Consider the following 25,479-nt stretch of genomic DNA (forward strand, 5'->3'; position numbering starts at 1 on the left):
GCCAATGTTAAGTAGAACTGCCTCGGATCTTTTCTGGATGTCGCGTTACCTGGAGCGAGCGGAGAATCTCGCCCGCATGCTGGACGTGAGCTATTCGCTGTCGTTGATGCCTCAGGACGGGCGCGGCGACGGGCTGGATGAAATAGCCATGCCGTTGTTGATCACCGGCACGCTGGAAACCTATATCGAGCGGCACGGCGAGTTGCACGCCGAGCGCATGCTGCATTTCTTCGCTCTGGATGCGAGCAACCCGGCCAGTATCTATAGCTGTCTGGGTGCGGCCCGTGCCAGTGCCCACGCTGTACGCGGCCGGATCACCGCCGACATGTGGGAGAACATCAACTCCACCTGGCTGGAAATCCGTGGCATTGCCCAACAGGGCCTGACGCGTTACGGCATGAGCCGTTTCTGTGAGTGGGTCAAGGAACGTTCGCACCTGTTTCGCGGCGCGACCTACGGCACCATCATGCGCAACGACGCATTCCGCTTCATTCGTCTTGGAACCTTCATCGAGCGCGCCGACAACACCATGCGCATGCTCGACGCGCGTTATGAAATGCTTGAACTGCGCGGTCCTCAGGCCAACGCGGCCGCTGACAATTCCGCCGCCGGTTATTACCAGTGGAGCGCGTTGTTGCGTGCGTTGTCGTCGTTCGAGGCGTATACCGAGGTTTATCGCGATGCACCGGGCGCCCGCCAGGTTGCCGAACTGTTGCTGTTGCGCGCTGACATTCCGCGCTCGTTGCGTGCCTGTCTGGAAGAGATGGACCTGATTCTTGCCAGTCTGCCCGGCGTCAACGGCCGGCCTGCCCAGCGCATGGCGGCCGAGATGGATGCTCGTTTGCGCTACACCAGTATCGACGAGATCCTGGATGAGGGCCTGCATGAATGGCTCAACGAATTCATCCCGATGCTCGCCCAATTGGGTGATGCTATCCACACTTCGTACCTGGAGGCTGCATGAGACTCTCAATTAGCCACGAAACCACCTATCACTATGATGATCAGGTGCGCTCCAGTATCCAGTACCTGCGCCTGACTCCCCACGACAGCGAGCGTCAGAAAGTGCTCAGCTGGCAGTTGACGCTGCCACGCGAAGCGCGTGCACAAGTCGATCCGTTCGGCAATATTCTGCACGTCCTGAGCCTTGAAGAGCCTCATGAATCGATCATCATCGGCGCGCGCGGACAGGTCGAAATCGACGCGTCGTGTGAAGCCGAACACGAAACCCAGTCACCGCTGCCGTTCCTGCGCGTGACGCGCCTGACCGAGCCGGATGAGGCCATTCGCAGCTTCGCGGCCGCGCAATGCGGCAAGCGGGTCGACCGCACTGCGTTGATTGATCTGATGCAGGCGTTGAATCAGCATATGACGTACACGCAGGGTGCGACGGAAGTCGATACCAGCGCGGCTAAAGCGTTCGCCGGACGCTCCGGCGTTTGTCAGGACCACACTCATGCCTTTCTGGCCTGCGCCCGGACTCTGGGCGTGCCGGCGCGTTATGTTTCGGGTTACCTGTGCAGCGAAGACAGCGATCACCTGTCCAGCCATGCATGGGCCGAAGCCTGGATAGATGACGCGTGGTACAGCTTCGACGTAACCAATCAACTGGCCATTCCCGAGCGTCATTTGAAACTGGCAGTGGGTCTGGACTATCTCGATGCGTGTCCGGTACGCGGGATGCGTCGTGGAGGCGGGGCAGAGCAGATGCACGCCAAGGTAGTGGTGTCGCCGATGGTGAGTGTGCCTAAGACCAAGGCCAGAGCTCAGGGTCAGGCACAACATCAATGATTCCGAATACCTGATCCTGATATCAGGCCGTACACTCACCACGGTGCACGGCCTGATGTTCAAGCGGGTTATTCACGCATGTGAATATTATTCCGCCGGGTCATCCGTAATGTCATACAACGCGTTGTGCAACTCTTCATAGTTGCCGCCATTGATCACACTGTAATAACCCGCCTTCATCAGCTTGTCCTGCGCTTTACTGGCTTTTTCATTGGAACTGCTGAAAATGACGAACACAGCGTTCCTGTCATTGAGCACCAGCTTCATCTGGTTCACCAGGCGTACCTGATCGACGCGTACGGCGTTCAGTACAGTGCCGGCGTCGTAATCGGTCTGGCTGCGCACATCCATTGCCAGCTTGCCTTCCTTCAACGCCGCAACGGCTGCAGCCTGATCCACTTCGCCCGCCTGTACGGCAAGACTGCCTGTCAGGGCAACGAACAACGCGATCCATTGGCGCATGGGCCTTTCTCCCTTCATTCGAGTGGGAAGAGTGGCATAGTTGCGCGCAGTTCGATAGCGCAAGTTGACTAGCCGAACAGTCGATTCAGGTTCGGCAGAATCAATAAAAGAGTGGTGGCGAAGACGATAAGACCCGCCTGACGTACTTTCGAATGTTTAAACATGGCTGACTGCCTTTTGTTGTTATTCCCGAGCGACAAAAGCTGACCGGTACATGAGCGGTAATGCGGCAGCTGGCAAAGGTGCAGGCCTTGAACAGGCGGGTTCGATCAAATGACCGCAACCTGACGCAGAACTGTGTTTTATCGCGCCGTCCTGTTACAGACTTAACCTTAGAGGTCGCGTGCCCGACGCTTTAGATCGGTTGGGAATTTAAACAGGAATTTTTCGATTAAATGGTTATCAGTGCGAGGGCTGTTCGGCTTACAGCCCTTAACTAGACACCTCACGCCCGATGACAGACTTTCTACCGTTCGTCCGGGTCGGAAAGCTCCTACAGTCTCTGTTCAGGAGGTTATAGCTGTTTGTTTCCAGCGGGGGGTAGGCGTAGACATTTTCTGCCTTCTCGCGTGGCTGTACCGTTTCAGTTGCACTCAGGTCTGCGAAGCGCCGCTTGATTTGCAGGGGCTGTCAAGGCAGGCTGCTCGCTTGCGCTGTCGCCCACTACTGTTTCAGGTCTATTTATATGCCGTTACGCATCTGCATTCTGGAAACCGACATTTTGCGCCCGGAACTGGTCGAGCAGTATCAGGGCTACGGACACATGTTCGAGCTGCTGTTCGCTCGCCAGCCGATTGCCGCAGAGTTTGAAGTCTATAACGTGATGCAGGGCATTTATCCTCCCGAAGACGACAGCTTCGATGCCTATCTGGTGACCGGCAGCAAGGCCGATTCGTTTGGCAGCGATCCGTGGATTCAGGTGTTGAAAGCGTACCTGCTCACGTTGTATGAGCGCGGCGACAAGCTTTTGGGTGTCTGCTTCGGTCATCAGTTGCTGGCGCTATTGCTGGGCGGCAAGACCGAGCGTGCCGTTCAAGGCTGGGGCGTGGGCATTCATCATTACCAACTGGCACCCGCCGCGCCATGGATGACGCCAGCCGTGGACAAGCTGACGCTGCTGATCAGTCATCAGGATCAGGTCACCACCTTGCCCGATAACGCCACCGTGATTGCTTCAAGCGACTTCTGCCCGTTTGCGGCGTATCACATCAACCATCAGGTGCTGTGTTTCCAAGGGCATCCGGAATTCATTCACGACTACTCGCGGACCCTGCTCGACATCCGCCAGGAGTCGCTGGGTGAGCAGATCTATCAAAAGGGCGTGGCCAGTCTCGATCACGACCACCACGGCGTGACGGTAGCCGAATGGATGATGCGGTTCGTGGCGCACAAGCCGGATGCGGCGGCGTTGTGAGCTGAGTTCTTTCAGCAAATGAAGGGCCGCGGGAGGCCTCGCCATGCCTCCCACGCCAATATCCGAGCATTGACCTTCAGTGTTACAGCCACCCCGACCGTTTGAAACTGGCAAACAGCGCAGAACATCCTCCGACGATCACGCCCAGCACGATGAAGTAACCGTAGTGCCAGGTCAGCTCGGGCATGTTCTCGAAGTTCATACCGTAAATGCCTGCAATCGCCGTCGGAAAGGCCAGAATGGCTGCCCAGCCGGCAAACTTGCGCTGCACGATGCTTTGTCGTGAGGACTCCAGCAGCAGGCCGATCTCGATGGTCTGGCTGGCGATGTCGCACAGGTTGCCCAGGTCTTCCATCTGCCGTTTGACGTGAATCTCGACATCCCGAAAGTAAGGCCGCATGTTTTTGTCGATGAAGGGAAAGCTGAGCTTCTGCAGCTCTTCGCCCACTTCCACCATTGGCGCCACATAACGCCGCATTCTCAGCAGATCGCGACGCAACGCGTGAATGTGCTGAATATCCGCTTCGCGCAACGACCCACCCAGGACGTTCTGCTCCAGCACTTCCAGTTCAGCGTGAATAGCTTCGGTGACCGGCTGATAGTTCTCGGTCACGAAGTCCAGCAAGGCATACAGCACAAAGTCTTCGCCGTGTTCCAGCAGCAGCGGCCGTGCTTCGCAACGCTGGCGCACCAGTCCGTAGGACTTGGAGTGGCCATTGCGGGATGTGATGACATAGCCCTTGCCTGCGAAAATATGGGTTTCTATGAACAGCAACTTGCCGTTGTCGCGTACCGGAGCATAAGTCACGATGAACAGCGCATCGCCGAAGGTCTCCAGCTTCGGACGGCTGTGAACTTCCATCGCATCTTCCAGCGCCAGTTCGTGCAGGTTGAACTGTTCCTTCAGGCTGGTCAGTTCCTGAGCATTGGGTTGCTCCAGCCCGATCCAGACAAAGTGACCGGGCTTGGCGGCCCAGGCTGCGCCTTCGTCCAGTGTGATATCGGTAACTTTTTTGCCTTTGCTGTAAACCGCGGCTGCAACAACTCGACCCATGGTGCTATCGCTTCTTCAATATGGCTGTGGCGCAAGAGGGAATGCGCGGTAGCTGATCAGATTAATCAAACGCGGATGAGTTCGCCGGCAAATAAAAGCCCGCAGTCGCGGGCTTGTCGGTGGCCTCAAACAAAACTCTTTTTGTCCAGTTCGATGGCCGCGTCCAGGGTGTCCAGAAACGCTTTTCGGGTCTTGAGCTTGGTCTTTCCGTGGGCGTTCATGTTGATTTTCTTCAACTGCGTGGCAACCGTGCGTGCTGTCTCGGACAAGGCTTCGACGCTGACCAGCTGATCCAGAAAGCCCGCCTGCATGGCGCCTTCAGGGTTGAAGATTTCGGCGTTTATGACCGAGCGATTGAATGCCGATTTGCGCAGGCGATCACGGGCCAGTTCGATCCCTGCATGGTGCATGGTCATGCCGATCTGCACTTCGTTCAGGCCGATATTGAAGGGCCCTTCGACACCGATACGATAATCGGCCGACAACAGCAGAAACGCGCCCTTGGCGATGGCATGGCCGGGGCACGCGACAATGATGGGGAAGGGGTGCGACAGCATGCGTCGGGCCAGAGTCGAGCCCTGCGTGACCAGACTGCCGGCCGCTTCGGGGCTGGACGTCATGACTTTCAAGTCGTAGCCACCCGAGAGAATGCCGGGCTGACCGGTCACGATCACCACTGCCCGATCCTTTTCGGATTGATCCAGCGCGGCATTGAACGCGGCGATGACGTCCGGGGAAATGGCGTTGACCTTGCCATTGTTCAAGGTCAGCGTGGCGATGCCATCGTCCAGATGGTACGAGACCAGATCACTCATGACGCGATTCCTTTTTATTGAAGTGAGCAGACGTTACGCACCCGCGCTGGACAGGTAAAGCGCTGACTGGCGGGTCACTCATTTTTGCTGAAACACCGGTTACACCTGAATATCGTTCAGCTCGCAGTACTCGTCCCAGTCCATGCCCAGCGCCTCGGCAACCTGCGCATGGGCTTCCAGACGCATCTGTTTGAGCTGTTCCGGTGATTCGGCGATCAGCTCCAGCGCCAGCTCCCATGGCTCGATCCCCTGGCTTTCAGCTTCATCTTCAAAGGCCCACTGAAGCTGCTGCTTCTGTTCGGCCACGCTGAGCTGGCTGATCTCATCTTTCAGTGTGGGGTGGGTCGAGAGGTATTTCGCCAGGGCGGCTTCGTTCCACTCAAGAGCGTTCATGCAGTGTTCCTCGATCTGACTGGGCGGCCGTAACCTGTTGCATCGCAGGCCGGCCAAACAGCGTGATTGTGCGGGAAGGGAGAAATACCTGCCAGTGGTGTCATAACACTTTGCCGTGCGTATCGCGGTAGAGTGCCAACGCAAATTTACCTGCCACCTGGAGAATATCGACATGATCAAAGTCAGCGTGCTGTACCCCTACAAGGAAGGTGCCCGGTTCGACCACGACTACTATCGCGACCAGCACATGCCGCTGGTGCAGTCTCTGATGGGCGAGCACTGCAAACGCTACAGCGTGGACAAGGGGCTGGGCGGTGCAACGCCAGGCTCCACGCCGGTCTACATCGGCATGTGCCACATCTACTGCGATTCGATTGAGGCATTCCAGGCCGGCATGGGGCCGCATCAGGAGCGGATCGATGCCGACATCATCAACTACACGGACCTGATTCCACTCGTGCAGATCAGTGAGGTCAGGGCTGAGTAAGGCTCAATGGTCAGGTCCGGGTTTTGCGAATGAAGCGCCGCCCGACGGATCGAAACATTGACTGTCATAGCGCGGACTCTGGCATTGTGAGGGTACGCCTGGCGGCGGTAGATGACTTCTTTGAAAAGCTTTATAGCTTTCCGTTTCGTACACGTTGACCTTGGCGCGGCCGCTGACTTGCAGGTATTCAGTGGCCTTCAGATTGACCTTGTGGGCATGGTCGACCGGTTCGCCCTGACGCAGCATTTTCGGCGGACCGGGCCGTTGAATCGCAGTCTCTGCCGCGCCCTCGCAGGGAATGGCCGCGTAGCTCACATGGCCCTGCGCCGACGTGCATTTGAAGATCTCGCTGTGCGCCATGCCTGAACCCGCCGCCGCCGTGATCGCGAGCAACATTGAAAGCCTTTTCATCGTCATCCTCCGTGAGTGGCACAAGGCTACCAGCCCTTGTGCGCGGCGCAAAGTGTTCGTGCCAGCTCCGTTCGTCAGTCCCGTCGCACGCCTGAGCCAATCAAGCCTCTGAAGAACAGGTTGTATGTTTTAACCCTATGGAGGCGCCTATGACTGGCAACAAGCCAAGTGACAACAGTACCGACAAACCGGATTTCAATACCGAATCACCGGATGCCGGCGATCCGCAAGTTGACCCGGTCAAACCCGCGAAAACGCCTGCCAAGGAGCACGGCACCCAGGACGATTACCCGCCCTACGAATCCGACAAGTAAGTCGACAGAACACATACTGGCCCCCGAAGCGATTCGGGGGCTTTTCATTTCAGGGGATCATTTGTTTGCGTCGAGGTATTCCAGCAGGTCTTCCATACGCTGGTCGTTACCCATCCACCACAGCTTCATGCGCGTGCCGGGTACGACGTCCCCCGGATCCTTGATGTAAGTGGTGAGTTGCTCGCGGGTCCAGGTGATGCCCGAGTTTTTCATCGCGTCCGTGTACACATAGTCAGGATGCTGGCCTGCCTTGCTTCCGATGATGCCGTTGAGTGGTGGGCCAAAGGCGCTACGGGCACCGGGTCCGATCTTGTGGCAGCCTGAGCAGAGTCGGGTGAATACCGCCTTCCCGGCTTCTGCGTCGCCAGCCCCTTGGGCAGTCGCGTGTATCGCCAGCGCGAGCAGGAATAACGCAGTGTTTTTCATCGATCTCCCATCGCGGGTCTGCATAGCCTGATGTTCAAGCGGTGCATGCTAACGCAGTCACTGATGCGCTGAAACCTCCGGTCATTCACGGCATGCGGCATGGAACCAGTTGCCCGGCCTGACCACCCATTGCCATCTCATCGTTCAGGACACGATCATGGCTCAGCAGGCTGTCAGCACCTTTCAGTTCGTCAAAGAATTCTCATGCCTTGCCGAGCGCTGCGAGGACAACTGTTGCAAGGTCTGGCCGGTATCGGTAGGGCCCAGGACTGTAGAGCTCTGGGATCAGAAACTGCCCCAGTTGCTTAACCTGATAGTCAAGGATGATGGCGGCACCTGGATGAAAAAGACCGACGGCGACTGCGTGGCGTTCGACAACGGGCGCTGCTCCGTTCATGCGACCCACGGCGAAGATGCGCTTTCCGACACCTGCCGAATCTATCCGCGCATGTACCGGCGTATCAACGGCGCGCTGACCGGATCGGCCAGTATGAGCTGTCCCGAAATCGTGCGGCTGGTCCTCAAAAGCGCGACACCCTTTGCGCCAGCGCAGGTCACGGTGGAAGACAAGACGCTTTCTGCGTATCCGGACAAGGATTTCCCCGGCATCGATGCGGAGCAGCGTGCCGCTGTCGTTCAGCAACTGAACGAGCTGGTGCTTCAGAGCCAGCAGACCACCCGCCACGCTTTGCTTAGGGTGCTGGACCTGGCGCTCAAGCTGGAAAACATTGCCTGTGAGGACTGGTTGTACGCACTGCCCGGGCTGATCATGGATTACCAGACGCCTGCCGGTTCGGGCGAGGCGCCGAATGTCGATCCGGTCATGGTGGTGTTGATCCAGATGCTCAACGGGCCAGGCGTGACAGAGGCGATGCGCGAGCAGGTCATCCGCTCGGTTGACGTCACACCGGCCCAAGGTGATCAGCCTCAGGGCATGCGGCTTAAAACCGAGTTTCTGGACCTGGCCGGCGGGCAGGCCGGGCAGACCCTGGAGCCTGTCTTGAAACGCTTTGTCTGCGCCGAGATGTCCCGCACCGGCTTTCCATTCATCTCGACCACCGCGTATGGCCAGGACTACGGCACAAGCCTGAGTCAGTGGGCATGCACACTGGCGCTGCGGACTCTGGCCTTGCGCTGTCTGCTGCTGGTGCACTGCGATCCGGTCACCCGGCAAGCGCCCGATGAGCAAGCGATTGTCGATCTGGTCTACCGCTTCTGTCGCAGCGCCAACCACAGCGTGGCGACAGGCGCAGAGCTGTTCTTCAGGCAAAAACTGGGTGAGCAGGGCCTGGGATACCTGCGGGTGCTGACTGACCTGGCTTGATTTATCAGGATGCCCCAGTCTGATTCTTGAAAAGCTCTCGCACCCGGCTGGGTGACGAGGGTTCGTGACCTGCAAGCCCCACAGTGCCACGGCGTTCTGCCGTTAAAATCGAAAGCCCCTGCTATTCAGGGGCTTCGTTCAATATTCATGGGCGCAGGCTGGAACCACGACGATTCAAGCCGAGGCGCTCACAGCCCAGAATGATTCCCGTACAAACCATGCCCGCCAGCATGCCTGTAAATGCGAAAAATACCGCGCCTTCCAGGAAGGATTTCGGCAAGGCATGATCGCCTGCCGACAACATCGCGTGCATGGCTTGGACAAGGTTTTCCAGGGTAAAGCACAGCCAAATCAGCAACCCGGTGACAATACCTCCCGCGATGTAACGCAGCGGCGTCTTCAGATAGCGCTCGATAAACCACAAGACTGGCCAGCCAGCGAGCATGCTCAGAAATGCCCCGACCAGACATGCCATAACAAATGCCGACAGACCGATGTCGGGACCGGAGAAAGCCAGTATTGTGGTCGTCCCCAGTGTCAGTGCGCCGGACAGAGGAACGGCATACAGAGCAGCGCGCTTCGCCGGGCGGCTCTGGTTATCGCTCTTGCCCAATTTTTGAATGCCGTAGATCGTGGCTGAAAAGAGTAATCCGAGAGCCACGCCACGACCTATGGCCAGTGGCTCTATGATAACGAGATAAGCGTCTGCGCACTTTTTGCCTGGCCCGAGCCTCTCGGACAGCAGGTTTGTTATCTCACCAATGTGCCTGCTGATGACGGCATACGGTTGGCATGAAAACCGTACGCAAACGAAAAAGCCCCGACGTTCGCAGGGAAGGTCGGGGCTTTTCGTGTATCGAATATGGCGGTGAAGGAGGGATTCGAACCCTTCTACCAATGCGCGTATACCGCTGTAGGCCGCGTAAAGCTTAGGCATTACGGTGTTCAGTTGGCGCGTAACGGTCTATAGCGGCTGGCGTTTGGTCCTAAAATGGTCCTAACGTCAGCGAGCTGTTTCGGCATCGTCGGGCCTGAAGCCCATCATCTGCGAGACGAGGCCAGCAAGGCTCTTTGTGTCGCCGGGTATCCATCGCTCGTAATGCTTTTTCACCATTGTGGTGTCGGTGTGGCCCAGTTGTCGAGCCACCCATTCAACGGGCACGTAGCTCGACAGTGCCTGGCTGGCAAATGTATGCCGACATTGGTTCGGCCCTCGATGCCGAACGCCGACAGACTTCAGGTGCCCGCCGAACCAACGGCCGACGCTGGACGCGTGCCACGGCTCGCCGCTCTGGCCGTTCCGGAACACAAAGCGCATGTCCTCCTGCTTCACCGTGATGTTGTCGCGCTGGACGACGTCGATCGTAACTGAGGGCAGATCGAATGTGATCGCGCGCTGAGCCCGCAGGTAATGAACGGCAGGATCAATCAGCTCCATGCGCCTGGCGCGACTCTTCTCCTTCGGGATCTTGTATTCCGTCTCAACTCGCGCACGTCGAACCATGATCGTGCCGCTCTCCAGATCCACGTCATCCCACCCCAAGGCGATCAGCTCTGACACAGACAGGCCAGCCCAGCAATCGAACAGGATCATGTTTATATCCTACTGCCGTGCGGTTTTGATCTTGCTCAGCCTCTCCATCTCATCCCTGGTGAACGGGTCCGCGCTGTCATCATCTGCGTCCCGCTCAATGTTCTTGATGCGCTCGAGCGGATTAGAACGAATGGCTCCGTCGGCGTAGGCATCGCCCCAAACCCCACGGACGACGGTGAAAATGTCGTTCACCGTCTTTGGCGACAGTCCGCTTTTGAGCAGTTGTGCCTGGAACAACTCCAGATCGCTCTTGTTCACGTCGGCGATTCTCTGCTTACCAAATCTCGCTGTGACGTGTTTCGCCTTGGACTGGTAGTTTCGGCTGCTCGCTCCCGGCCGGCTTGGACAGGGCGAAGGCTCGCAGCTCATGCACAAAGTCATACTCTTCATCCGGGTCAAAAGATTTGAAACCCTCATCCATACCCATGCGGGCCCGGACGTTTATGCAGTGCTCAACCATGCCCTTCATTACGCTGAGTGCTTCGGGGGAAAGCTGGTCCAGCTCAGCATTCCGGGCCTTGAGCTGTACTGCCTCTGAGTTCAGTTCGGCGATCTGCTCCCAGCGCTCGGCAAGGTAGGCCTGTAGCGGGGCGAGGCGGTAATCCAATATCCCCTTCAGCTCAGCCATGCGGACATGCACGGCGTTGGGACTTTCGTCTGGTTCGGTTTCGCACAGGTCGCGGATGATCTCGGCCACTAGCTCCCCGCCGAGCGCTCGCGTTTGAGGGGCTGCGGCGGCGTGCTCAAAGTAAGTCTGTGTCACGGTACGCATCTGCGTGAAGACGCCGCAGGGACCAAGCTTGCGAACTTCGTCCTCGATGCGGCTGAACTGGGATCGTAGCCAGTCGGGTATTGGGTGCTTGCCCATGCTGATTCCTCGGCGCCGGTTTCAGGGTCCACGAACAGACCACGGTCGATGATGTAGCTCTCTGGAAAGCCCTGTGCCCGCTTCAGCTCAGGCGGCTGCAGCATGCGCAGCGTGATATCGACCAGGACGTAACCGCCGACCAGGATTAACTCAGCTGGGTCTTTGAAGTGCTCAGGCAGGTAATCGTGCATGAACGCTGCGCAGCGGCGCGCACCTTCCATTTGTTCTGGCGTGAGCGTGTCTGGAACCTGCACCACCTCAATTAGCGCAACCCGGTCTTTCGTGGGCAGTGTGTGCATTGGCTCAGTGAGCGAGATACCGTCCTTCTCGTTGCCGTAGTACTTCATCAGGTAGGAGCTGACCAGGCGTTGATTTGCGCCGGACTGGCACACGGTCGAGAGCGGATCCATTGGCGGATCGGCCGTCGCCGTCGTAGAAACCTCTGTTGGCCTGCTCAAAGAACGCTGACACGATTCCGTGACGTGTGGCACCAGCCAAGGCTGTTTGCATTGGCTCCGCAGGCGAGCGACCTATAGCGTTCTGACCAAACGCCGTCATGTGGGCGGCAACCATTGCAAAATGACCGCCCTTCACCTGGGCCACCTGCGTGCGAAACGGCTCCTGTGCGTCGAAGTTGCGTTGGGATGAACCGTTGGCGCATTCAGTAAGGAATGGAGCCAGCGCGGGTTGAACCAGCGCGTGATGCGTGCCGCCCGCGCTGATTGTAGAAAGGGCTTCGTCCATTCCGTGCGAACTGGTATGCGACGGCGACGTGCCACGCATCGGCACTACGAATGGCGTGGCGTTGGTAAGCACGTGGCGCCAGCAGCCTTTCGCAACGCGGCGCATGGTGTTTGCAGCCATTGGTTTGTCACGAAAAATTGTCTTGCCTACGTTGCCCCAGTCGATGCACTCCGCAGCACCACGCCACGGCAACTGTTTGCCGACCGGCTTTTTGCGTCTAACGGGCGCTGGCCACACAATCGGCTTGCCATCGCTACGAGCCACCAGGTACAGGCGTTTGCGGATTGTAGGAGCGTTTGCGTTCGCTGCGATTCGCTCCCGCCAGTCAACGTTGTATCCGAGGCCGCGCACAAGGCTTGCCATCTGCACGAACTCGCCTATTGATTCCATGATTTCAGGCATGTCGGGGTGATCCGCTGGAAGCCCGGTGCTCAGTGCCGAAATGAATGCTCGGAACGTTCGGCCTTTTCCGATTTGATCGGCTGCCCCTCGTCATCGACCGGGCCCCAATCGCAAAATTCTTCGACGTTCTCCAGGAACATCAGGCGCGGGCGGGTGGCGAATGCCCATCGTATAACGACCCACGCCAGGCCACGCACTTTGCGATCACGCGGCGCGCCGCCCTTGGCCTTGCTGTGGTGGCGGCAGTCAGGCGAAGCCCATAGGATGCCCACCGGCTGCCCGCCAGTTGCCAGCACCGGATCAACCTCGAAGACGTCAGCCACATAGTGAGCGGTCTGTGGGTGATTGGCGCGGTGCACGGCCAAGGCAATTGGGTTGTGGTTTACGGCCACATCAGGCTCGCGATACGCCCGTGCAATGCCGGTACTCGCGCCGCCACCACCCGCGAAAAGATCAACGACCAGCTCTTTTTCGAATGGCAGGCCGAGCGACATTGCGGGGCCAAGAGGGTGTTTCTTCTGGTGAGCGGACATAGTTCATCCTCGCCGAGGTGGCGTGAAGTTGTTGAAGTGGGTTTAGGAAGAGGTATTCGACCTGCTGCCTCTCGGACCAATTCACATTGGCTCACTGGCGAATCAACACAATATCTGGGCTGAACGTCGCATTCAGGGTGTTTAGGTTACGGGAAACAAACGGTTACAACAGTCTCGACTGTCCACACCCTGTATTTACGGGGAACACTGCCTATACCCGACGGACGGCGGTAGTGGTGAATGGCTTGCTTGACGACATAGGGGAACATGACCTGGAGTTCTCGATATGATGCTTCGCAAACTTAATCTCGCCCCTCGATCCGCCGTCTGCTTCGGACTGTTCTGTCTGATGATCCTCGCATTAGGACTTATTTCACTTAGGCAGGCGTCAAGCTTGAATGCTTCCGAAAAATTCGTCGAAACGAACGTGGTACCAAGCATCTCGCTCGTGGGATCAATGGACCGTGAGTTCGTGAGTATCAGAGGTAGCAATTCCAGACTGCGCAATCCTATTGAACCTGCCGATCGCAAAGCCGCTGCATTGGAAGACGTGAAAAGATCAAAACAGGCAGTACAGGATTTAATTTCGAAACTGCAGCCATTAATAGTGACACCAAAGGGCAAGCAACTTTTCGGAGAGCTATCCCAAGCCTATTCTGCATATCAAATCCTTCAAGACCAATATTTGGCCCTGATCGCTGCAGCAAATATTGACGAAGCCGTTAAGCTGTCCAGTGGGGCAATGAAGCAGTCTGCTGATACCGTAGAACAACTCATGAAGAGTCTGATTGAGCTGAACAACGCTAAAGCGAAAAAGGCCGGCGATGAAGCTACTGATATTTATGAGGACACGAAGCTGATTGTCGGAGGGTTTATAGCGGCGAGCACGATCGCAGCGATAATGCTTGCGCTGATGTACACCCGTAGCATCACATACCCTGTTAGCCAGTCTTTGCTCATAGCCGAGCGTATTGCCAAAAACGATTTGACCGAAATCATAGAGCCTCAAGGACACGATGAAGTGGCCCAACTGATGATGGCCTTGAAACTTATGCAAAGCGGATTGCGTACGACACTTTCGTCAATCTCCGATTCCTCAAATCAGCTCGCTTCGACGGCTGAGGAAATGCATGCAGTCACCGAGGATGCAAGCAAAGGCATGCTGCGCCAGAACAACGAAGTCGAAATGGCAGCGACGGCGGTTACTGAGATGAGCGCCGCAGTAGAGGAAGTCGCCAGGAATGCTTCGGCAGCATCCGAGGCTGCAACCCGTTCAAATTCTGCAGCAGTTTCTGGTCGCGCACGAGTAGATCAAACAGTCGAGGCGATCAGTCTGATGGTTGGGAGCGTTGAAGACGCAACCCAAGAGGTTCAAGGGCTCGCTGTGATGGCTACAGACATCAGCAAGGTGCTTGATGTCATTCGTGCGATCGCTGAGCAGACCAACCTTCTCGCATTGAACGCTGCAATCGAGGCTGCTCGAGCAGGTGAGGCTGGTCGTGGATTTGCGGTGGTAGCGGACGAGGTTCGAGCATTGGCCCATCGCACCCAGCAGTCCACTAGCGAGATCGAGCAAATGATCAGCTCGATACAGAAGGGCACCGGAGCTGCTGTCTCCGCAATGAGCCACACGAACGCGCAAGCTCAGAAAACGCTTGATACTGCTCATGGCGCAGGATCTGCCTTGGTCGAAATCACCGAGTCCATCGACAACATCACAGAGCGAAATGCACTGATTGCAACGGCTTCGGAAGAGCAAGCCCAAGTTGCCAGGGAGGTGGACCGCAGCTTGGTGAGCATTCGAGACCTGTCGAATCAATCTTCTGAAGGGTCTACTCAAACGGCCATCGCGACAGCTGAATTGACCAAGTTAGCTGTTGAGTTGAATCGCCTGGTCGCCCAGTTCCGCATGTAGGCTCCTTTCCAAATATTTGCCCCGCAATGCGGGGCTTTTTATTAATAGGGTAATTTCGCCGCCGGCGTTGAATCGTGAAACACATCCATCTGCGCAGCGCCATCCATCCAGGCCGCGTCGATCCGGGCACGTGCCAGCGCCGCGTACTCTGGGTTCAGCTCGCAGATGATTGAGCGGCGACCTTCCTGCATCGAAACCAGAGACGTGGTACCGGCACCGCCGAATGGGTCAAGTACCACGCCGCCTCTCGGCGCGCTGGCCAGAATGCATGGCCTGATCAGGTCAGACGGGAAGGTTGCGAAGTGTGCTTTCTTGAATGCGTGGGTCGCCACGGTCCAGACGCTGCGCTTGTTGCGCGTCGCTGTGTCGTGGGTGCTTTCATCCCGGTCAGGCCGGTGTGTGCCTTTTGATTGGCCGGGAATGGCTTGCTCGCGCTTCGATTCCTCACGCTTGAAGCTGTCCCGCCGCTTCCGTTCAGCGCCATTTTTGTGAAAAGCCCCGTGGCCACCCTCGCCGGTGGACGTATCCCAGCCGGTCGGTACCGTCACCCGCGGGCGGTTCCGCGAGGCTTTGTCTGTGCCGTGACCCCAGCCGACACCGTTGTTCGGTACCGTGTTGCCAGAACTGGTTCGCTTGCCGCCTTCTGCATTGTCGAAGGTAGAACCGTTCACGTAGGCCCCGCCACGGTACCCGTTGGCGTTTCCCTTGCCGGTTAGGTTGGCGGGCTCTCTGATTGCATCGCTGTCGTAGTGGTACCGCCGCGACTTACTGGGCAAGAACAGATACTCATGGGCCTTTGTGCAGCGGTCCCGCGTTGACTCCGGCATAGGGTTGGGCTTGTGCCAGATGATGTCCTGTCGTAGATACAAGCCTTCTTCCTGCAGCGCGAAGGCGAGACGCCAAGGCATGCCCATCAAGTCCTTGTGTTTCAAGCCGGCGGGTGCTGAGCGCCAGCCCGTTGCGCTACGTTTTCCCCTCCATGCTGCGTCACCACGCTCTGCCATGTAGCTCCCGCCACCCCCACGCCCGCCAGTGGCATAGCTGTCGCCCATGTTCACCCAGATCGTGCCGTCAGCACGCAGCACCCGTCGCACTTCGCGGAACACATCGACCAAGCGGTCGATGAACTCGGCAGGGGTTTCCTCATGACCAATCTGTCCTTCTACGCCGTAGTCGCGCAGACCATAGTAGGGTGGGCTGGTCACGCACGTATGCACGCTTTCATCTGGCAGCGTGCGCATCATGTCGATGCAGTCGCCTACCAGCATCTGGTGGAGCTGGCTCATATCGAATTCCAGGCATGCGCCGCCCTCCGTGTCCGGTGGTGGCAAATTGGTTGGGGGTGAGCTATGGATGATGACCGGCATGGAGCCGGACAAAAGGAAAATTGACGATGGAAGAACACTTCAAAAAAATCACCCTTCCGGAAGGGCATACCCTGGTTGATGCGGGAATGAAGGCTCTAGGATCAAGGCGCGGTCGGGATACAGACATCTACTGGTACGACGAGCTCAATGCGGCCGGCGAAGTTGTCGCCACTCACGAGGTGTCAGACAGCATGTCGATATACCCGCCAAATGCGAGGACGATAACGGCCTCGAAAGTAGAAAAGCCCTCAAACTGACGCGTCAGGTTTCAGCATCCGATCCTGTTCTTCGGTGCTGGCGCGAATGAAATACAGCCCCAGGTTCTGCCAAGCTTCCTGCGGGCTGTTGATTCCGTTTCGCTTCATCGCCGCCGCCATCCCCGCCTTCACACCTGACGCCAGGCTGATGGTCACCTTTTCAATCCCGAGTCGTTCCGCATCTGCCTTTTGACGATCCCTGTAATCTTTCGAGTGTTGAGCTGGCGTCTTTCGCATGATTCACCTTGAGCCCGCTGGGTGGGATGTTGAGTTGAAGAGGGCGGCGGCGCTGATTGGCGCGGGAATGCATGCGCCTCACTTGCGGAAGATCCGTTGCGCCGGGTACTTGATGTCAGGGTTGCCGGTATGGCGTCCAACGGCATGAATCTGACTGGCGTCGAAGAGATAGACGGCGCTCTGTATTCTCAGTCGTGGTGGTGCAGGGTGGAGTAGGGCATGCATATAGATGAAGGGATACTGGCCGACCTGAAGCGAGAGATCGAGGACCGTGGCGCGTTCCTGGTTGATCCTGAGGCGCACCGGTCGAAGGTCATTGCGCTATCGCACGATGCGCGCGCGGCCGGGCAAATGGATGACGACCAGCTGCTGATACCCTGGAGATCATCGACGCGGCCCGGATCTGGGCGCAAGTTGAAATGGCTGAAGCTGAGAGGATTGGTTTTTTCGTTGGCAGGACGCCAGGGATGGTGTAGGTAGGTATGGGGCGGACTGGAAAGCGCTGTTTTGGTCCTAAAATGGTCCTATCCGATCCATCAGAAACAAAAAAGCCCCGACTTTCTCTAGGAAAATCAGGGCCTTAATGCTTATAGAATATGGCGGTGAAGGAGGGATTCGAACCCTCGATACAATTTCTTGTATACACACTTTCCAGGCGTGCTCCTTAAGCCACTCGGACACCTCACCGTATCTCGCTGACAACGTTGTGTCTGTCGAGGCGCGCTAATGTAGTCGAAAGCTTTTCGGAACGCAAAACTTTTTTTCAGAATTTTCATGCGGTTAAGCGGAAAAACACGGTCTGTCCGCTGAAAGGTCTGCGCAGGCTGGCTGGCTCCGGGGTTTATGAGAAGGCCGGGCCAGCCAGTGGTGTCGTTCGATGGCTGCACTCAGGCGCCGAAGCCTCCGTCGATGGTCAGGCTGGCGCCGGTGATGTAACCCGCTTCGGGGCCGGCGAGGTAGGCGACGAAGCTGGCGATTTCCTCGCTCTTGCCGTAACGCGGGATCGCCATCATGGCTTTGAGGCTTTCAGCGAATTCGCCGTGCGCGGGGTTCATGTCGGTGTCGACCGGGCCGGGCTGGACGTTGTTCACGGTGATGCCTTGCGGGCCGAGGTCGCGTGCCAGGCCTTTGGTCAGGCCGACCAGCGCTGATTTGCTCATGGCGTACGTCGCACCGCCAGCAAACGGCATGCGGTCGGCGTTGGTGCTGCCGATGTTGATGATGCGTCCGCCTTCGCCCATGTGGCGGGCGGCTTCCTGGCTGGCGATGAACACGCTGCGCACGTTGATGGCCAGGGTTCGGTCAAAGTCCTGCACGGTGAATTCGTTTAGAGGGGCAATGGCCAGCACGCCTGCGTTGTTGACCAGAATATCCAGCCCGCCGAGGTTTTCAGCTGCGGCTTGAATCGCCTGGCGGATGGCTTTTTCATCGGCGCTGTCGGCCCGAATGGCCAGTGCGCGGCCGCCGTTGGCGGTGATGCTGCCCTGAATCTCCAGCGCAGCTTCTTCGGAGCTGACATAGGTGAAGGCCACGGCGGCGCCTTCCTTGGCCAGGCGCTGGACAATGGCTGCGCCGATACCACGAGAGCCGCCTTGAACGAAGGCGACTTTGCCGGCGAGGTTCGGATGCTGAATCATGGTGTTCTCCAGTGTTGGGGGCGACGGAAAATGGAGGTGCGTAGACAGCGTAGTCGCAATAAGCTGTCTGGCGGCTGATACCGCACTGGAACCGAGCGCAGGTTAGGACTACTGTCGCAAGCTAGAATTTCAAGGAAATCAACCCTGATGGGCGTTCATCCCGATAGCGCGCTGATCCTGATCGACATGCAACAGGGCATCAACCACCCCAAGCTGGGGCGGCGCAACAACCCGCAGGCCGAAGAGCGCATGGCCGAGTTGCTGTCAGCGTGGCGGGACGCCGGACGTCCGGTATTTCACGTCAGGCATTTCTCTACGTCGCCTTCTTCGGTGTTCTGGCCCGAGCAGTCCGGCGTGGAATATCAGCCAGCCTTTGTGCCGCACGCGGACGAGCGGGAACTGAGCAAGCAAGTGCCTGATGCCTTTTGCGGATCGTTTCTGGAAATGTGGCTGCGTTCCGACGGGATCAGGCAGGTGGTGATCGCAGGCGTTGTCACCAACAACTCGGTGGAATCCACTGCACGCAGCGGAGGCAATCTGGGGTTCGAAGTGATTGTTGCGCACGACGCCTGTTTTACCTTCGATCAGGCAGACTTTTTCGGCACGCCGCGCAGTGCCGAAGAGGTGCACGCCATGTCACTGGCCAATCTGCACGGCGAATACGCCACGGTACTGTCCACGGCGCAGATTCTCTCTCAGCGCTGAGTCGGGGGATTCTGCAGGAAAACCACGTAACCCTTGAACCATGGGCTATCGCTCAGATAGCCCGGTGCCTGCCAGTCACCGCCTTGAATCAGGCCGACCTTGAACGGCAGGCCGAGACGACCGAGGCGGGGCAGGTACGCAGCGTAATCCGGGATGCTGTGGCGGCCCTGATAGGTCTGCACCACGACCTCGTCCACCATGCCTTTCAGCTCGCCGATAGCGGTGATGTCGGCATTGCTGCTCCAGTCCATCAGGCCGGTGATGCTCAATCGATAGTCTTCAGGCAGGCGCTTGCGCAGATCGCGGAGGAAATCCACGTACTCGTTCAGGTAGCGGGTACGGGCGTCGAAGTCGATCTGGATGCCGATCACTTGGGTGCCGGATGCCTTCCAGCGCTGAGCCTGACCAAGCAGTTGCCGGTAGACAGACTCCGGCCAGCGCAGGGTGTGAGCGCGGTAGACCAGCCACACGTGCTCCTGCGGCAAGCGCGTGACCGAGATGCCTTGCGCAATGAAGCTGACACGTTGCTGCGGATCGCGGCGCGAAGTGCTGACCTGGCCTTGCAGCACATACAGGGTTTTTGCCTGATCCATCACTGGCTGCGGCCTGACGCCCGCCCACAGCCAGAAAGCATCGTACTCTTCAGCCTTGACCCCAGCGTCTGCCTGCCCGAACGTCAAAAGACAAAGCAGGGCCAGGCAGTGCTGGAGCCTTGGGCGCATCACCAATAGTACTGCTGGGTCTGGCCCCATTGGGTGCTGGCGAAGTCCTTTTTCAACTGGCGGAACCAGCCCTTGCGCACAGAGGGTTCGACTTCCTTGCCGCCGCAGGTGTTATAACCCGAGGGGCCGTAGCAGTTGACCGCTCGATAGAGCGCGTAAGCCTTTTCGTCACGCGGCGCCTTCGGGTTACCGATGACGGCCTTGTAGCCTTCCAGTCGTGAAAACACTTCACCGCTGAAGCCTGGTGCGCTGCCGCCCAGAGTATCGGCGTTGCGCTTGCTGTCCAGCGGCATGCCGTCCAGGCTGTTGGCCCGGATGAACTCGCCCATGCAGTTCAGCGCTTTGGGGTCTTTGGCGTCGAGATTCAGCGCGGCGGCTGTCTGCACGACAGCGGGGCAGGTGTAGTCGGATTCGGCTTTGCTCCCCGGCCATTGAAACAGGCTCAGCGAGGGACCTTTTTCATAGGTGTAGCCCAAAGCGTAACCGAGCTTGTCTTCCGGCAGTTTTTCCGGGAGGCGTTTCAGGTCTTCGGCAAAATCTGCGTATCGGTTGCGCATCAGGTCTTTGTACAGCAGGACGAACAGCGCTGCATTGCGCTCGGTCTCGGTCAGGCCTTGAGTCGTCTGCCTGCGCAGCAGGTCGGCATCGGCAACACGGCTGAGCAATATATAACGCACTTTGGCGGAGCGAATCGGCGAGTCGGCAGCAAACACTCTGGAGAGTTGTTCGTCGCGTTCGAAACTCATGGCCAGCACCAGTTCCAGTTGTTCGCGTTGCAGCGGCTGAGTGGCGCGGGGCAGCATTTCCAGCCACAGCGTCTGTGCACCCTTGAAATCCTGGCGAGTCTGCAACGCCAGCCCCCGCAGCAGATGCTGGCTGAACGTCAGGTAGTCAAGGTGCTCGGGCAGCTCAGTAGGCAGGTGTTCAAGGGCCTGGTCCGGGTTATCCAGGACATACAGCGCAAGTGCGCCTTGCAGATAGCGATAGAGCTCAGGTTGCTCGGCAAACAACGGTTCCTGGGTTTTCAGATCGGCTTCGCTCAATCTGGGGCTCGATGTTTCGCGCATGCGGATCAGATCGGTGATCGCCAACATCCAGGGTGTGCGCAGGTTTTGTCTGTCGCTGCCCAGTACGGCCCGGTCCATCTCGATAACGATTGGCTCAAGGTCAGCCGACGCTTTGCCTTGCTGTTCAAGCTGCCAGGCATAATCCTCGCCCAGTTTCACGTCATCGCCCGCTAGCCAGTGCACCCGCCGCAAAAGCCCTTGGGCCGAATCTGCGTAATCACCGTCGGGATAGCTGTCCAGATACCGTTTGAAGGAGGTTTCGACGTCTGCGAGCGCGGCTTTGTCGACCTTGTCGCGCTGCAGCTGGCTGTACTCGTCGAACATGTCCTCCTGAGCGCTGTTCAGTTTCGTACGGGCAGTCATGTACACAGCGGTTTGCTTGAGCCAGGGTTGTGGGCTGTCCGACAGCGCGGTGAAGCCTGTCAGTGCTTCGTCGAAATTGCCGTTGTAGAAGGCACTGGCGGCGCGCAGGTAAGTGGCGAACGCCTTGCCGGTAACGGATTCGACCGCTTTCGGTTGCAGTGCTTCGCGTGTGTCTGCGTCCCAGGTGCAGGCACCCAGCATCTGCATGCGGCTGTCTGCCAGTGCCTTGCGTTCGGCATCGGTCACGTCTTTGCTGGCCAGCACCTGGCTGATAAATGACTGGGCACTTTCATCGGAGTTGCTGCGACAGCGACTCCCTTCGCCGGACAGGAACTCATCACCTGCCGCCGGAGTAACGGCGCGCGTCAGCCCGAGCTTTTCGAGCATGGCTGTCAGTGATGATTGCGCCGCCGCAGGCGTTGGCTCGCCGGGCTGTACGTCCTCAACGTTGTCTGCAGCCATCGCCAGGTCAGTCGTGCCGAAGCGAAACAGCGAGAACGGCACTGCGCCAAAACCCTCGTCCCGCTCCAGATTTTTCTCGCCTGACAACTGGAACGTGTTCAGCCCCTTGTCGGCCAACAGCAGGCGCAGATTCACCTCGCTGTCATTGCCCGGGCTCAGGAATGGCAGGTTGCTGCACGCATCCAGATTCTCCTTGAGCACCGTCCAGGATGGGTAACAGGAATCGTCGCCACTGGCATTGGCCTGATTGAGAAGGGCAGAGCCCACCATGACCGCTGCAACGGTCAGCAACCGGGTACGCATGAGAAGTCCTTTAGTCGAGGGTGCGAGCGCTGCCGATAGTAGCTCAGCGCCTGCATCCTGGGCTGTTATTTTCTGGACTTCTTGGGGGCTGCTGGAAGAGGCGCGAACAGAGCCTGCAGGTCTTCGTCGCGCAGCTTCCAGTCGCCGCTGGCCCGACCATCGAGTACGCCCGCCGCCAAGGCGGATTTCTCACGTTGCAGGCGCTGGATTTTCTCCTCCACCGTGCCGCGCGCGATCATCTTGTAGACGAACACCGGTTTGTCCTGGCCGATGCGATAAGCACGGTCGGTTGCCTGGTTTTCGGCTGCCGGGTTCCACCACGGATCGTAGTGGATCACGGTGTCGGCGGCGGTGAGGTTCAGGCCGGTACCGCCTGCCTTGAGGCTGATCAGAAAGATCGGCAGCTTGCCGCTCTGGAAATCGTGGATCGGCGTACGTCGGTCACGGGTCGAGCCGGTGAGCAGGGCGTAAGGGATACCGCGCTGCTTCAGTTCGGCCTCGATCAGGCTAAGCATCGAGGTGAACTGCGAGAACAGCAGGATCTTGCGTCCTTCGGCCAGCAGTTCATCGAACATTTCCATCAGGCTGTTGAGCTTGCCCGACGTACCTTGCTTGCTGTTGACCGGCATGTCCGGGTTGACCAGCCGCAGGTCGCAGCACACCTGACGCAGCTTGAGCAGCGCTTCGAGAATGATGATCTGACTGCGGGCCACGCCCTTGCGGGTGATTTCGTCCCGGACTTTCTTGTCCATCGCCAGGCGCACGGTTTCGTACACGTCGCGCTGGGCGTCGTTGAGGTCGACCCAGTGAATGATCTCGGTCTTGGGCGGCAGTTCGGTGGCAACCTGTTCCTTGGTGCGGCGCAGCAGGAAAGGTTTGATGCGCGCGTTCAGGTGCTGCAGGCGGTCCTGATTGCCATGCTTCTCGATGGCGGTGCGATAGTTGCTGTTGAACTCCTTGCTGTTGCCCAGCCAGCCCGGCATCAGGAAGTGGAACAGCGACCACAGCTCGCCCAGGTGGTTTTCCAGCGGCGTGCCGCTCAGGCACAGACGCTGGCGGGCGTTGAGGTCCCGTGCCGCCTGCGCGGCCTTGCTGTTGGGGTTCTTGATGTACTGGGCTTCGTCAAGAATCAGCAGGTGGAACGACTGCGATTTCAGCAATTCAAGGTCGCGGGGCAGCAAGGCGTAGGTGGTCAGGATCAGGTCGTAGTCCTGCAGGTTGCTGGCGTCCTGATGACGATTGGCGCCATACAGCGCCAGCACCTTGAGGTCTGGCGTGAAATGCTCGGACTCGTCCAGCCAGTTGGGGATCAGGCTGGTCGGCATCACTGCCAGCGCCGGACGATCCAGGCGTCCGGCCTGTTTCTCCATCAACAGGTGCGCCAGCGTCTGCAGGGTCTTGCCCAGCCCCATGTCGTCAGCCAGCACACCACCGACTTCCAGTTCGCGCAGTGACTGCATCCAGCTCAAGCCTTCCAGCTGGTAAGGCCGCAAGGTAGCGTTCAGGCCATCGGGGACTGCAACCGGTGCGTCCTTGATGTTGATCAGGCGCTCGGCAAAATGCCGCAGCCGGTCGCCGCCCTGCCAGGTCAGCGGCAGGTCTTCGAGTTGCGTCAGTCTGGCCGCGTCGGCCCTGCTCATGCGCAGTGCGTTGTTGCCTTCCTGACGCCAGTAGAAATCACCCAGCGTCGCCAGCACCGGCTTGAGTCGGCCATACGGCAGGGCGATCTGCACGGGGCTGCCGCCGCTTTGTGTGAAATGGTTCAGTTGCACCAACAGTTGTTCTTCGTCGCCGCGCCTGGCAACGGCCGAAGGGCTCATCAGTTCGGGATGGCTGCGGATCAGATTGATCAGGATCGGCAGCAGGCTAAGGCGTTCGCCGTTGACGATGATGCCCAGTTCCAGGTCGAACCAGTCGCGCTCGGTTTCCTCATCGATGACCGCGTACCAGTCTTCCACGGGCGTGACGTCGAAGCCGAACTCGTCCTGAATCTCGATTTCCCAGCCTTGCTCGCGAAGTCTTGGCAGATCGTCGAGCACAAAATGCAGCCAGGCCTTGTCGTTCGGCAACTCGTACATGTCGCCCGCGCTGTCGGGCAGGGCCTTGCTCTGCCGCGTGGAAACCTTGAAGCCCAGGTCAGTCAGTTGCTGGCGAAGCTGGCGTTCCTGTTCACCCTGACGGCGGATGCGCAGGGTTTCGGTCTCGGTGTGTTCAATGATGTCGCTTTTCTGGTTTACCAGATCGCTGCCCAGCGAACTCACCAGAATGCTGACGTTGGTCGTGCCGACCGCGTAGTGCTTGCCATAGGCGAAGGCCAGTGCGGCGCGATGCTGAATGTGCCGCTGCATGCGTCCGTTGCGCGGTTCGTAGGCGCTGAACTCGATGCTGGCCAGAATCAGTCGTGGCTTGGGTAGCAGGTTGTCGACCAGCCGCTCGGGCAGTTTTGGCTTCTGCTCGATCTGCGCCTGGATCTCGCGTTCATGGGTACTTAGCGCGGCCTGCAGCAGCGGCTGGTTGGTCGGGTCCTGGAGAAAGTACATGGCCGCGACACAGTGCTTGCAGTCGTTGCGCACCGGGCAGGTGCATTTGCAGGTCAGGTAATTGCGGTAGCGATCCGGATCCTTGAACAGCAGCGTCTGGGTGTAGATCTCCAGCCCCGAGCCTCGGCAGGCGGTGCGGATGATCTGCGGGCTGGAGTCTTCCAGTACGATGCGTTTCTGCCGGGCATAGTCGCGCCCGCGCTCAAGCGTTCGATCAGTGAACAGGTCTGTCCAGGCCGAGGCGAGGACTTTTTCGAGAATGGACGACAAGTTAAAAAAAGCCCTACGCCGCAGCGATGCTCAAAAAGAAAGGGAGCACGCCTGTGCTCCTTGAATATGTAACGATCAAAGTGGAGAGACTTTGATCAGCAGCGCCAGATTGCCGTTGTCCAGATAATTCAGCCCGCCATTCTTGACCCTGGCAGTCTGCTTCAGGCGCTCGCTGCTCAGGACCACGCCATGCGGGTCCAGCTGGTTGACCCAGAACTGCGCATCGATGTCAGTGAAGCGATCCATCGCCAAGCTTACCGTACCCTCGATGGGGAAGTGGCCAAGCTGTTCTTTACCGCTTGCGACGGCAATTTTAACGGGCTCGGTGCCAATCGTCTGCTGCCAGGCGCGCTGCATCAGCACCTCATAGTTGCCACTGCCCTGCAATTTGGCGACCAGATCGCTGAGCGCCGGACTGCGCTCATCGGCGGCGGTGATCTTCTGCGCGTCGGCGTCCCAGTTTTCGGGCGCGAGCTGGCGTGTAGCCGCTGGCTCGCCGCTCTGGCGGAACAGGATCAGCTCTACCTGATAGGTACCCTCGGCAAAGGCGCCTGGTGCGACGAGCACCAGCAGCAGGGACAATGAGCGAAACAGACGCATGT

The 25,479-nt window shown here is 58.5% G+C and carries 27 protein-coding genes, 1 tRNA gene and 1 pseudogene; 9 read left to right on the forward strand and 20 right to left on the reverse strand.

The genetic code is table 11. From position 1 onward, the window contains the following. Positions 1 to 4: 4 nt before the first annotated feature. Both KDX39_RS12930 and KDX39_RS12935 read left to right on the forward strand, forming a co-directional pair. Complete coding sequence (locus KDX39_RS12930; protein WP_004880946.1) at positions 5 to 964, forward strand: alpha-E domain-containing protein; 960 nt, start codon at positions 5 to 7, stop codon at positions 962 to 964. Continuing rightward, positions 961 to 1,791: a transglutaminase family protein gene (locus KDX39_RS12935; protein ID WP_099228969.1), complete on the forward strand. Its 831-nt coding sequence runs from the start codon at positions 961 to 963 to the stop codon at positions 1,789 to 1,791. The genes KDX39_RS12930 and KDX39_RS12935 overlap by 4 nt, the downstream gene beginning before the upstream one ends. An 87-nt stretch (positions 1,792 to 1,878) precedes the next feature. On the opposite strand, the gene KDX39_RS12940 is transcribed toward KDX39_RS12935, so the two are convergent. Beyond that, positions 1,879 to 2,253, reverse strand: a complete 375-nt coding sequence (locus KDX39_RS12940) for a rhodanese-like domain-containing protein (protein WP_099228968.1) — start codon at positions 2,251 to 2,253, stop codon at positions 1,879 to 1,881. Positions 2,254 to 2,938: 685 nt separating this feature from the next. On the opposite strand from KDX39_RS12940, the gene KDX39_RS12945 reads away from it, so the two are divergent. Continuing rightward, positions 2,939 to 3,667, forward strand: coding sequence for an amidotransferase (locus KDX39_RS12945; protein ID WP_231660624.1), 729 nt, complete (start codon positions 2,939 to 2,941; stop codon positions 3,665 to 3,667). An 82-nt stretch (positions 3,668 to 3,749) separates the two neighbouring features. Here KDX39_RS12945 and KDX39_RS12950 read toward each other — a convergent pair whose 3' ends face one another. From KDX39_RS12950 to KDX39_RS12960, 3 genes are all read right to left on the reverse strand, one after another. Next, on the reverse strand, positions 3,750 to 4,721 hold the full coding sequence (locus tag KDX39_RS12950) for a magnesium and cobalt transport protein CorA (RefSeq protein ID WP_099228966.1): 972 nt from the start codon (positions 4,719 to 4,721) through the stop codon (positions 3,750 to 3,752). A gap of 125 nt (positions 4,722 to 4,846) precedes the next feature. Continuing rightward, positions 4,847 to 5,536: a crotonase/enoyl-CoA hydratase family protein gene (locus tag KDX39_RS12955; RefSeq protein ID WP_231660625.1), complete on the reverse strand. Its 690-nt coding sequence runs from the start codon at positions 5,534 to 5,536 to the stop codon at positions 4,847 to 4,849. Between the two features lie 99 nt (positions 5,537 to 5,635). Beyond that, positions 5,636 to 5,929 carry a DUF6388 family protein gene (locus tag KDX39_RS12960; RefSeq protein WP_099228964.1) on the reverse strand — a complete coding sequence of 98 codons (294 nt, stop codon included), beginning with the start codon at positions 5,927 to 5,929 and terminating at the stop codon, positions 5,636 to 5,638. A 172-nt stretch (positions 5,930 to 6,101) separates the two neighbouring features. Here KDX39_RS12960 and KDX39_RS12965 point away from each other — a divergent pair, with 172 nt between their 5' ends. Beyond that, the gene (locus KDX39_RS12965; protein ID WP_231660626.1) at positions 6,102 to 6,416 is read left to right on the forward strand and encodes an EthD family reductase; all 315 of its coding nucleotides are present in this window, start codon (positions 6,102 to 6,104) and stop codon (positions 6,414 to 6,416) included. A gap of 3 nt (positions 6,417 to 6,419) precedes the next feature. Here KDX39_RS12965 and KDX39_RS12970 read toward each other — a convergent pair whose 3' ends face one another. After that, entirely contained in the window at positions 6,420 to 6,827 is a 408-nt protein-coding gene (locus KDX39_RS12970) for a DUF4124 domain-containing protein (RefSeq protein ID WP_231660627.1), read from the reverse strand. A 149-nt stretch (positions 6,828 to 6,976) separates the two neighbouring features. Here KDX39_RS12970 and KDX39_RS12975 point away from each other — a divergent pair, with 149 nt between their 5' ends. After that, on the forward strand, positions 6,977 to 7,141 hold the full coding sequence (locus KDX39_RS12975) for a DUF6021 family protein (RefSeq protein WP_184323224.1): 165 nt from the start codon (positions 6,977 to 6,979) through the stop codon (positions 7,139 to 7,141). A gap of 57 nt (positions 7,142 to 7,198) precedes the next feature. Here KDX39_RS12975 and KDX39_RS12980 read toward each other — a convergent pair whose 3' ends face one another. Then, the gene (locus tag KDX39_RS12980) at positions 7,199 to 7,567 is read right to left on the reverse strand and encodes a c-type cytochrome (protein ID WP_231660628.1); all 369 of its coding nucleotides are present in this window, start codon (positions 7,565 to 7,567) and stop codon (positions 7,199 to 7,201) included. A 157-nt stretch (positions 7,568 to 7,724) separates the two neighbouring features. On the opposite strand from KDX39_RS12980, the gene fliB reads away from it, so the two are divergent. After that, positions 7,725 to 8,891, forward strand: coding sequence for a flagellin lysine-N-methylase (gene fliB / locus KDX39_RS12985; protein WP_231660629.1), 1,167 nt, complete (start codon positions 7,725 to 7,727; stop codon positions 8,889 to 8,891). A 145-nt stretch (positions 8,892 to 9,036) separates the two neighbouring features. On the opposite strand, the gene KDX39_RS12990 is transcribed toward fliB, so the two are convergent. The 5 genes and pseudogenes from KDX39_RS12990 to KDX39_RS13010 all read right to left on the reverse strand — a co-directional run bounded on the left by KDX39_RS12990 (position 9,037) and on the right by KDX39_RS13010 (position 13,032). After that, positions 9,037 to 9,828, reverse strand: a complete 792-nt coding sequence (locus KDX39_RS12990) for a hypothetical protein (protein WP_231660630.1) — start codon at positions 9,826 to 9,828, stop codon at positions 9,037 to 9,039. A 66-nt stretch (positions 9,829 to 9,894) separates the two neighbouring features. Then, positions 9,895 to 10,485 (reverse strand): site-specific integrase, encoded by a 591-nt coding sequence (locus KDX39_RS12995; RefSeq protein ID WP_231660631.1) that lies wholly within the window; start codon positions 10,483 to 10,485, stop codon positions 9,895 to 9,897. Between the two features lie 9 nt (positions 10,486 to 10,494). Continuing rightward, positions 10,495 to 10,743 carry a hypothetical protein gene (locus KDX39_RS13000; RefSeq protein WP_331462080.1) on the reverse strand — a complete coding sequence of 83 codons (249 nt, stop codon included), beginning with the start codon at positions 10,741 to 10,743 and terminating at the stop codon, positions 10,495 to 10,497. 16 nt (positions 10,744 to 10,759) lie between these two features. Then, positions 10,760 to 11,353 carry a hypothetical protein gene (locus KDX39_RS13005; RefSeq protein ID WP_231660633.1) on the reverse strand — a complete coding sequence of 198 codons (594 nt, stop codon included), beginning with the start codon at positions 11,351 to 11,353 and terminating at the stop codon, positions 10,760 to 10,762. Next, positions 11,245 to 13,032: pseudogene (locus KDX39_RS13010) on the reverse strand (DNA cytosine methyltransferase). Before KDX39_RS13010 ends, KDX39_RS13005 begins: the two are co-directional and overlap by 109 nt. A gap of 286 nt (positions 13,033 to 13,318) precedes the next feature. On the opposite strand from KDX39_RS13010, the gene KDX39_RS13015 reads away from it, so the two are divergent. Continuing rightward, a complete protein-coding gene (locus KDX39_RS13015; protein ID WP_231660634.1) occupies positions 13,319 to 14,947 on the forward strand; it encodes a methyl-accepting chemotaxis protein in 1,629 nt (542 codons plus the stop codon). A 41-nt stretch (positions 14,948 to 14,988) separates the two neighbouring features. Here KDX39_RS13015 and KDX39_RS13020 read toward each other — a convergent pair whose 3' ends face one another. Continuing rightward, a complete protein-coding gene (locus KDX39_RS13020) occupies positions 14,989 to 16,233 on the reverse strand; it encodes a DNA-methyltransferase (protein ID WP_231660635.1) in 1,245 nt (414 codons plus the stop codon). A gap of 107 nt (positions 16,234 to 16,340) precedes the next feature. Between KDX39_RS13020 and KDX39_RS13025 the strand changes: the two genes are divergently transcribed. After that, positions 16,341 to 16,571 (forward strand): hypothetical protein, encoded by a 231-nt coding sequence (locus KDX39_RS13025; RefSeq protein ID WP_116830799.1) that lies wholly within the window; start codon positions 16,341 to 16,343, stop codon positions 16,569 to 16,571. Here the strand turns inward: KDX39_RS13025 and KDX39_RS13030 are convergent. From KDX39_RS13030 to KDX39_RS13045, 4 genes are all read right to left on the reverse strand, one after another. Beyond that, the gene (locus KDX39_RS13030) at positions 16,563 to 16,808 is read right to left on the reverse strand and encodes a hypothetical protein (RefSeq protein ID WP_231660636.1); all 246 of its coding nucleotides are present in this window, start codon (positions 16,806 to 16,808) and stop codon (positions 16,563 to 16,565) included. The two genes, KDX39_RS13025 and KDX39_RS13030, sit on opposite strands and share 9 nt — an antisense overlap. Before the next feature lie 78 nt (positions 16,809 to 16,886). Continuing rightward, positions 16,887 to 17,111: a hypothetical protein gene (locus tag KDX39_RS13035; protein WP_231660637.1), complete on the reverse strand. Its 225-nt coding sequence runs from the start codon at positions 17,109 to 17,111 to the stop codon at positions 16,887 to 16,889. A 294-nt stretch (positions 17,112 to 17,405) separates the two neighbouring features. Then, positions 17,406 to 17,495 (reverse strand) — tRNA-Ser (locus tag KDX39_RS13040). A gap of 200 nt (positions 17,496 to 17,695) precedes the next feature. Beyond that, positions 17,696 to 18,445 carry a 3-oxoacyl-ACP reductase family protein gene (locus KDX39_RS13045; RefSeq protein ID WP_231660638.1) on the reverse strand — a complete coding sequence of 250 codons (750 nt, stop codon included), beginning with the start codon at positions 18,443 to 18,445 and terminating at the stop codon, positions 17,696 to 17,698. A gap of 147 nt (positions 18,446 to 18,592) precedes the next feature. On the opposite strand from KDX39_RS13045, the gene KDX39_RS13050 reads away from it, so the two are divergent. Then, the gene (locus KDX39_RS13050; RefSeq protein WP_231660639.1) at positions 18,593 to 19,150 is read left to right on the forward strand and encodes a cysteine hydrolase family protein; all 558 of its coding nucleotides are present in this window, start codon (positions 18,593 to 18,595) and stop codon (positions 19,148 to 19,150) included. On the opposite strand, the gene KDX39_RS13055 is transcribed toward KDX39_RS13050, so the two are convergent. From KDX39_RS13055 to KDX39_RS13070, 4 genes are all read right to left on the reverse strand, one after another. After that, complete coding sequence (locus KDX39_RS13055; protein WP_231660640.1) at positions 19,141 to 19,872, reverse strand: DUF3142 domain-containing protein; 732 nt, start codon at positions 19,870 to 19,872, stop codon at positions 19,141 to 19,143. The two genes, KDX39_RS13050 and KDX39_RS13055, sit on opposite strands and share 10 nt — an antisense overlap. Beyond that, positions 19,872 to 22,067, reverse strand: a complete 2,196-nt coding sequence (locus KDX39_RS13060; protein ID WP_231660641.1) for a tetratricopeptide repeat protein — start codon at positions 22,065 to 22,067, stop codon at positions 19,872 to 19,874. Before KDX39_RS13060 ends, KDX39_RS13055 begins: the two co-directional genes overlap by 1 nt. A 65-nt stretch (positions 22,068 to 22,132) precedes the next feature. Next, positions 22,133 to 24,877 (reverse strand): DEAD/DEAH box helicase, encoded by a 2,745-nt coding sequence (locus tag KDX39_RS13065; protein WP_231660642.1) that lies wholly within the window; start codon positions 24,875 to 24,877, stop codon positions 22,133 to 22,135. Between the two features lie 75 nt (positions 24,878 to 24,952). Then, on the reverse strand, positions 24,953 to 25,477 hold the full coding sequence (locus tag KDX39_RS13070) for a CsiV family protein (protein WP_099228951.1): 525 nt from the start codon (positions 25,475 to 25,477) through the stop codon (positions 24,953 to 24,955). Between the last annotated feature and the right edge of the window lie 2 nt (positions 25,478 to 25,479).

This window comes from Pseudomonas sp. CDFA 610, assembly GCF_021147865.1.
Lineage (GTDB): Bacteria > Pseudomonadota > Gammaproteobacteria > Pseudomonadales > Pseudomonadaceae > Aquipseudomonas > Aquipseudomonas alliivorans.

Coding starts and splice junctions, on each gene's coding strand:
- KDX39_RS12930 (WP_004880946.1), top strand. CDS start 5: ATGTTAAGTAGAACTGCCTCGGATCTTTTCTGGATGTCGCGTTACCTG.
- KDX39_RS12935 (WP_099228969.1), top strand. CDS start 961: ATGAGACTCTCAATTAGCCACGAAACCACCTATCACTATGATGATCAG.
- KDX39_RS12940 (WP_099228968.1), bottom strand. CDS start 2,253: ATGCGCCAATGGATCGCGTTGTTCGTTGCCCTGACAGGCAGTCTTGCC.
- KDX39_RS12945 (WP_231660624.1), top strand. CDS start 2,939: ATGCCGTTACGCATCTGCATTCTGGAAACCGACATTTTGCGCCCGGAA.
- KDX39_RS12950 (WP_099228966.1), bottom strand. CDS start 4,721: ATGGGTCGAGTTGTTGCAGCCGCGGTTTACAGCAAAGGCAAAAAAGTT.
- KDX39_RS12955 (WP_231660625.1), bottom strand. CDS start 5,536: ATGAGTGATCTGGTCTCGTACCATCTGGACGATGGCATCGCCACGCTG.
- KDX39_RS12960 (WP_099228964.1), bottom strand. CDS start 5,929: ATGAACGCTCTTGAGTGGAACGAAGCCGCCCTGGCGAAATACCTCTCG.
- KDX39_RS12965 (WP_231660626.1), top strand. CDS start 6,102: ATGATCAAAGTCAGCGTGCTGTACCCCTACAAGGAAGGTGCCCGGTTC.
- KDX39_RS12970 (WP_231660627.1), bottom strand. CDS start 6,827: ATGAAAAGGCTTTCAATGTTGCTCGCGATCACGGCGGCGGCGGGTTCA.
- KDX39_RS12975 (WP_184323224.1), top strand. CDS start 6,977: ATGACTGGCAACAAGCCAAGTGACAACAGTACCGACAAACCGGATTTC.
- KDX39_RS12980 (WP_231660628.1), bottom strand. CDS start 7,567: ATGAAAAACACTGCGTTATTCCTGCTCGCGCTGGCGATACACGCGACT.
- fliB (WP_231660629.1), top strand. CDS start 7,725: ATGGCTCAGCAGGCTGTCAGCACCTTTCAGTTCGTCAAAGAATTCTCA.
- KDX39_RS12990 (WP_231660630.1), bottom strand. CDS start 9,828: ATGCCTAAGCTTTACGCGGCCTACAGCGGTATACGCGCATTGGTAGAA.
- KDX39_RS12995 (WP_231660631.1), bottom strand. CDS start 10,485: ATGATCCTGTTCGATTGCTGGGCTGGCCTGTCTGTGTCAGAGCTGATC.
- KDX39_RS13005 (WP_231660633.1), bottom strand. CDS start 11,353: ATGGGCAAGCACCCAATACCCGACTGGCTACGATCCCAGTTCAGCCGC.
- KDX39_RS13015 (WP_231660634.1), top strand. CDS start 13,319: ATGATGCTTCGCAAACTTAATCTCGCCCCTCGATCCGCCGTCTGCTTC.
- KDX39_RS13020 (WP_231660635.1), bottom strand. CDS start 16,233: ATGAGCCAGCTCCACCAGATGCTGGTAGGCGACTGCATCGACATGATG.
- KDX39_RS13025 (WP_116830799.1), top strand. CDS start 16,341: ATGGAAGAACACTTCAAAAAAATCACCCTTCCGGAAGGGCATACCCTG.
- KDX39_RS13030 (WP_231660636.1), bottom strand. CDS start 16,808: ATGCGAAAGACGCCAGCTCAACACTCGAAAGATTACAGGGATCGTCAA.
- KDX39_RS13045 (WP_231660638.1), bottom strand. CDS start 18,445: ATGATTCAGCATCCGAACCTCGCCGGCAAAGTCGCCTTCGTTCAAGGC.
- KDX39_RS13050 (WP_231660639.1), top strand. CDS start 18,593: ATGGGCGTTCATCCCGATAGCGCGCTGATCCTGATCGACATGCAACAG.
- KDX39_RS13055 (WP_231660640.1), bottom strand. CDS start 19,872: ATGCGCCCAAGGCTCCAGCACTGCCTGGCCCTGCTTTGTCTTTTGACG.
- KDX39_RS13060 (WP_231660641.1), bottom strand. CDS start 22,067: ATGCGTACCCGGTTGCTGACCGTTGCAGCGGTCATGGTGGGCTCTGCC.
- KDX39_RS13070 (WP_099228951.1), bottom strand. CDS start 25,477: ATGCGTCTGTTTCGCTCATTGTCCCTGCTGCTGGTGCTCGTCGCACCA.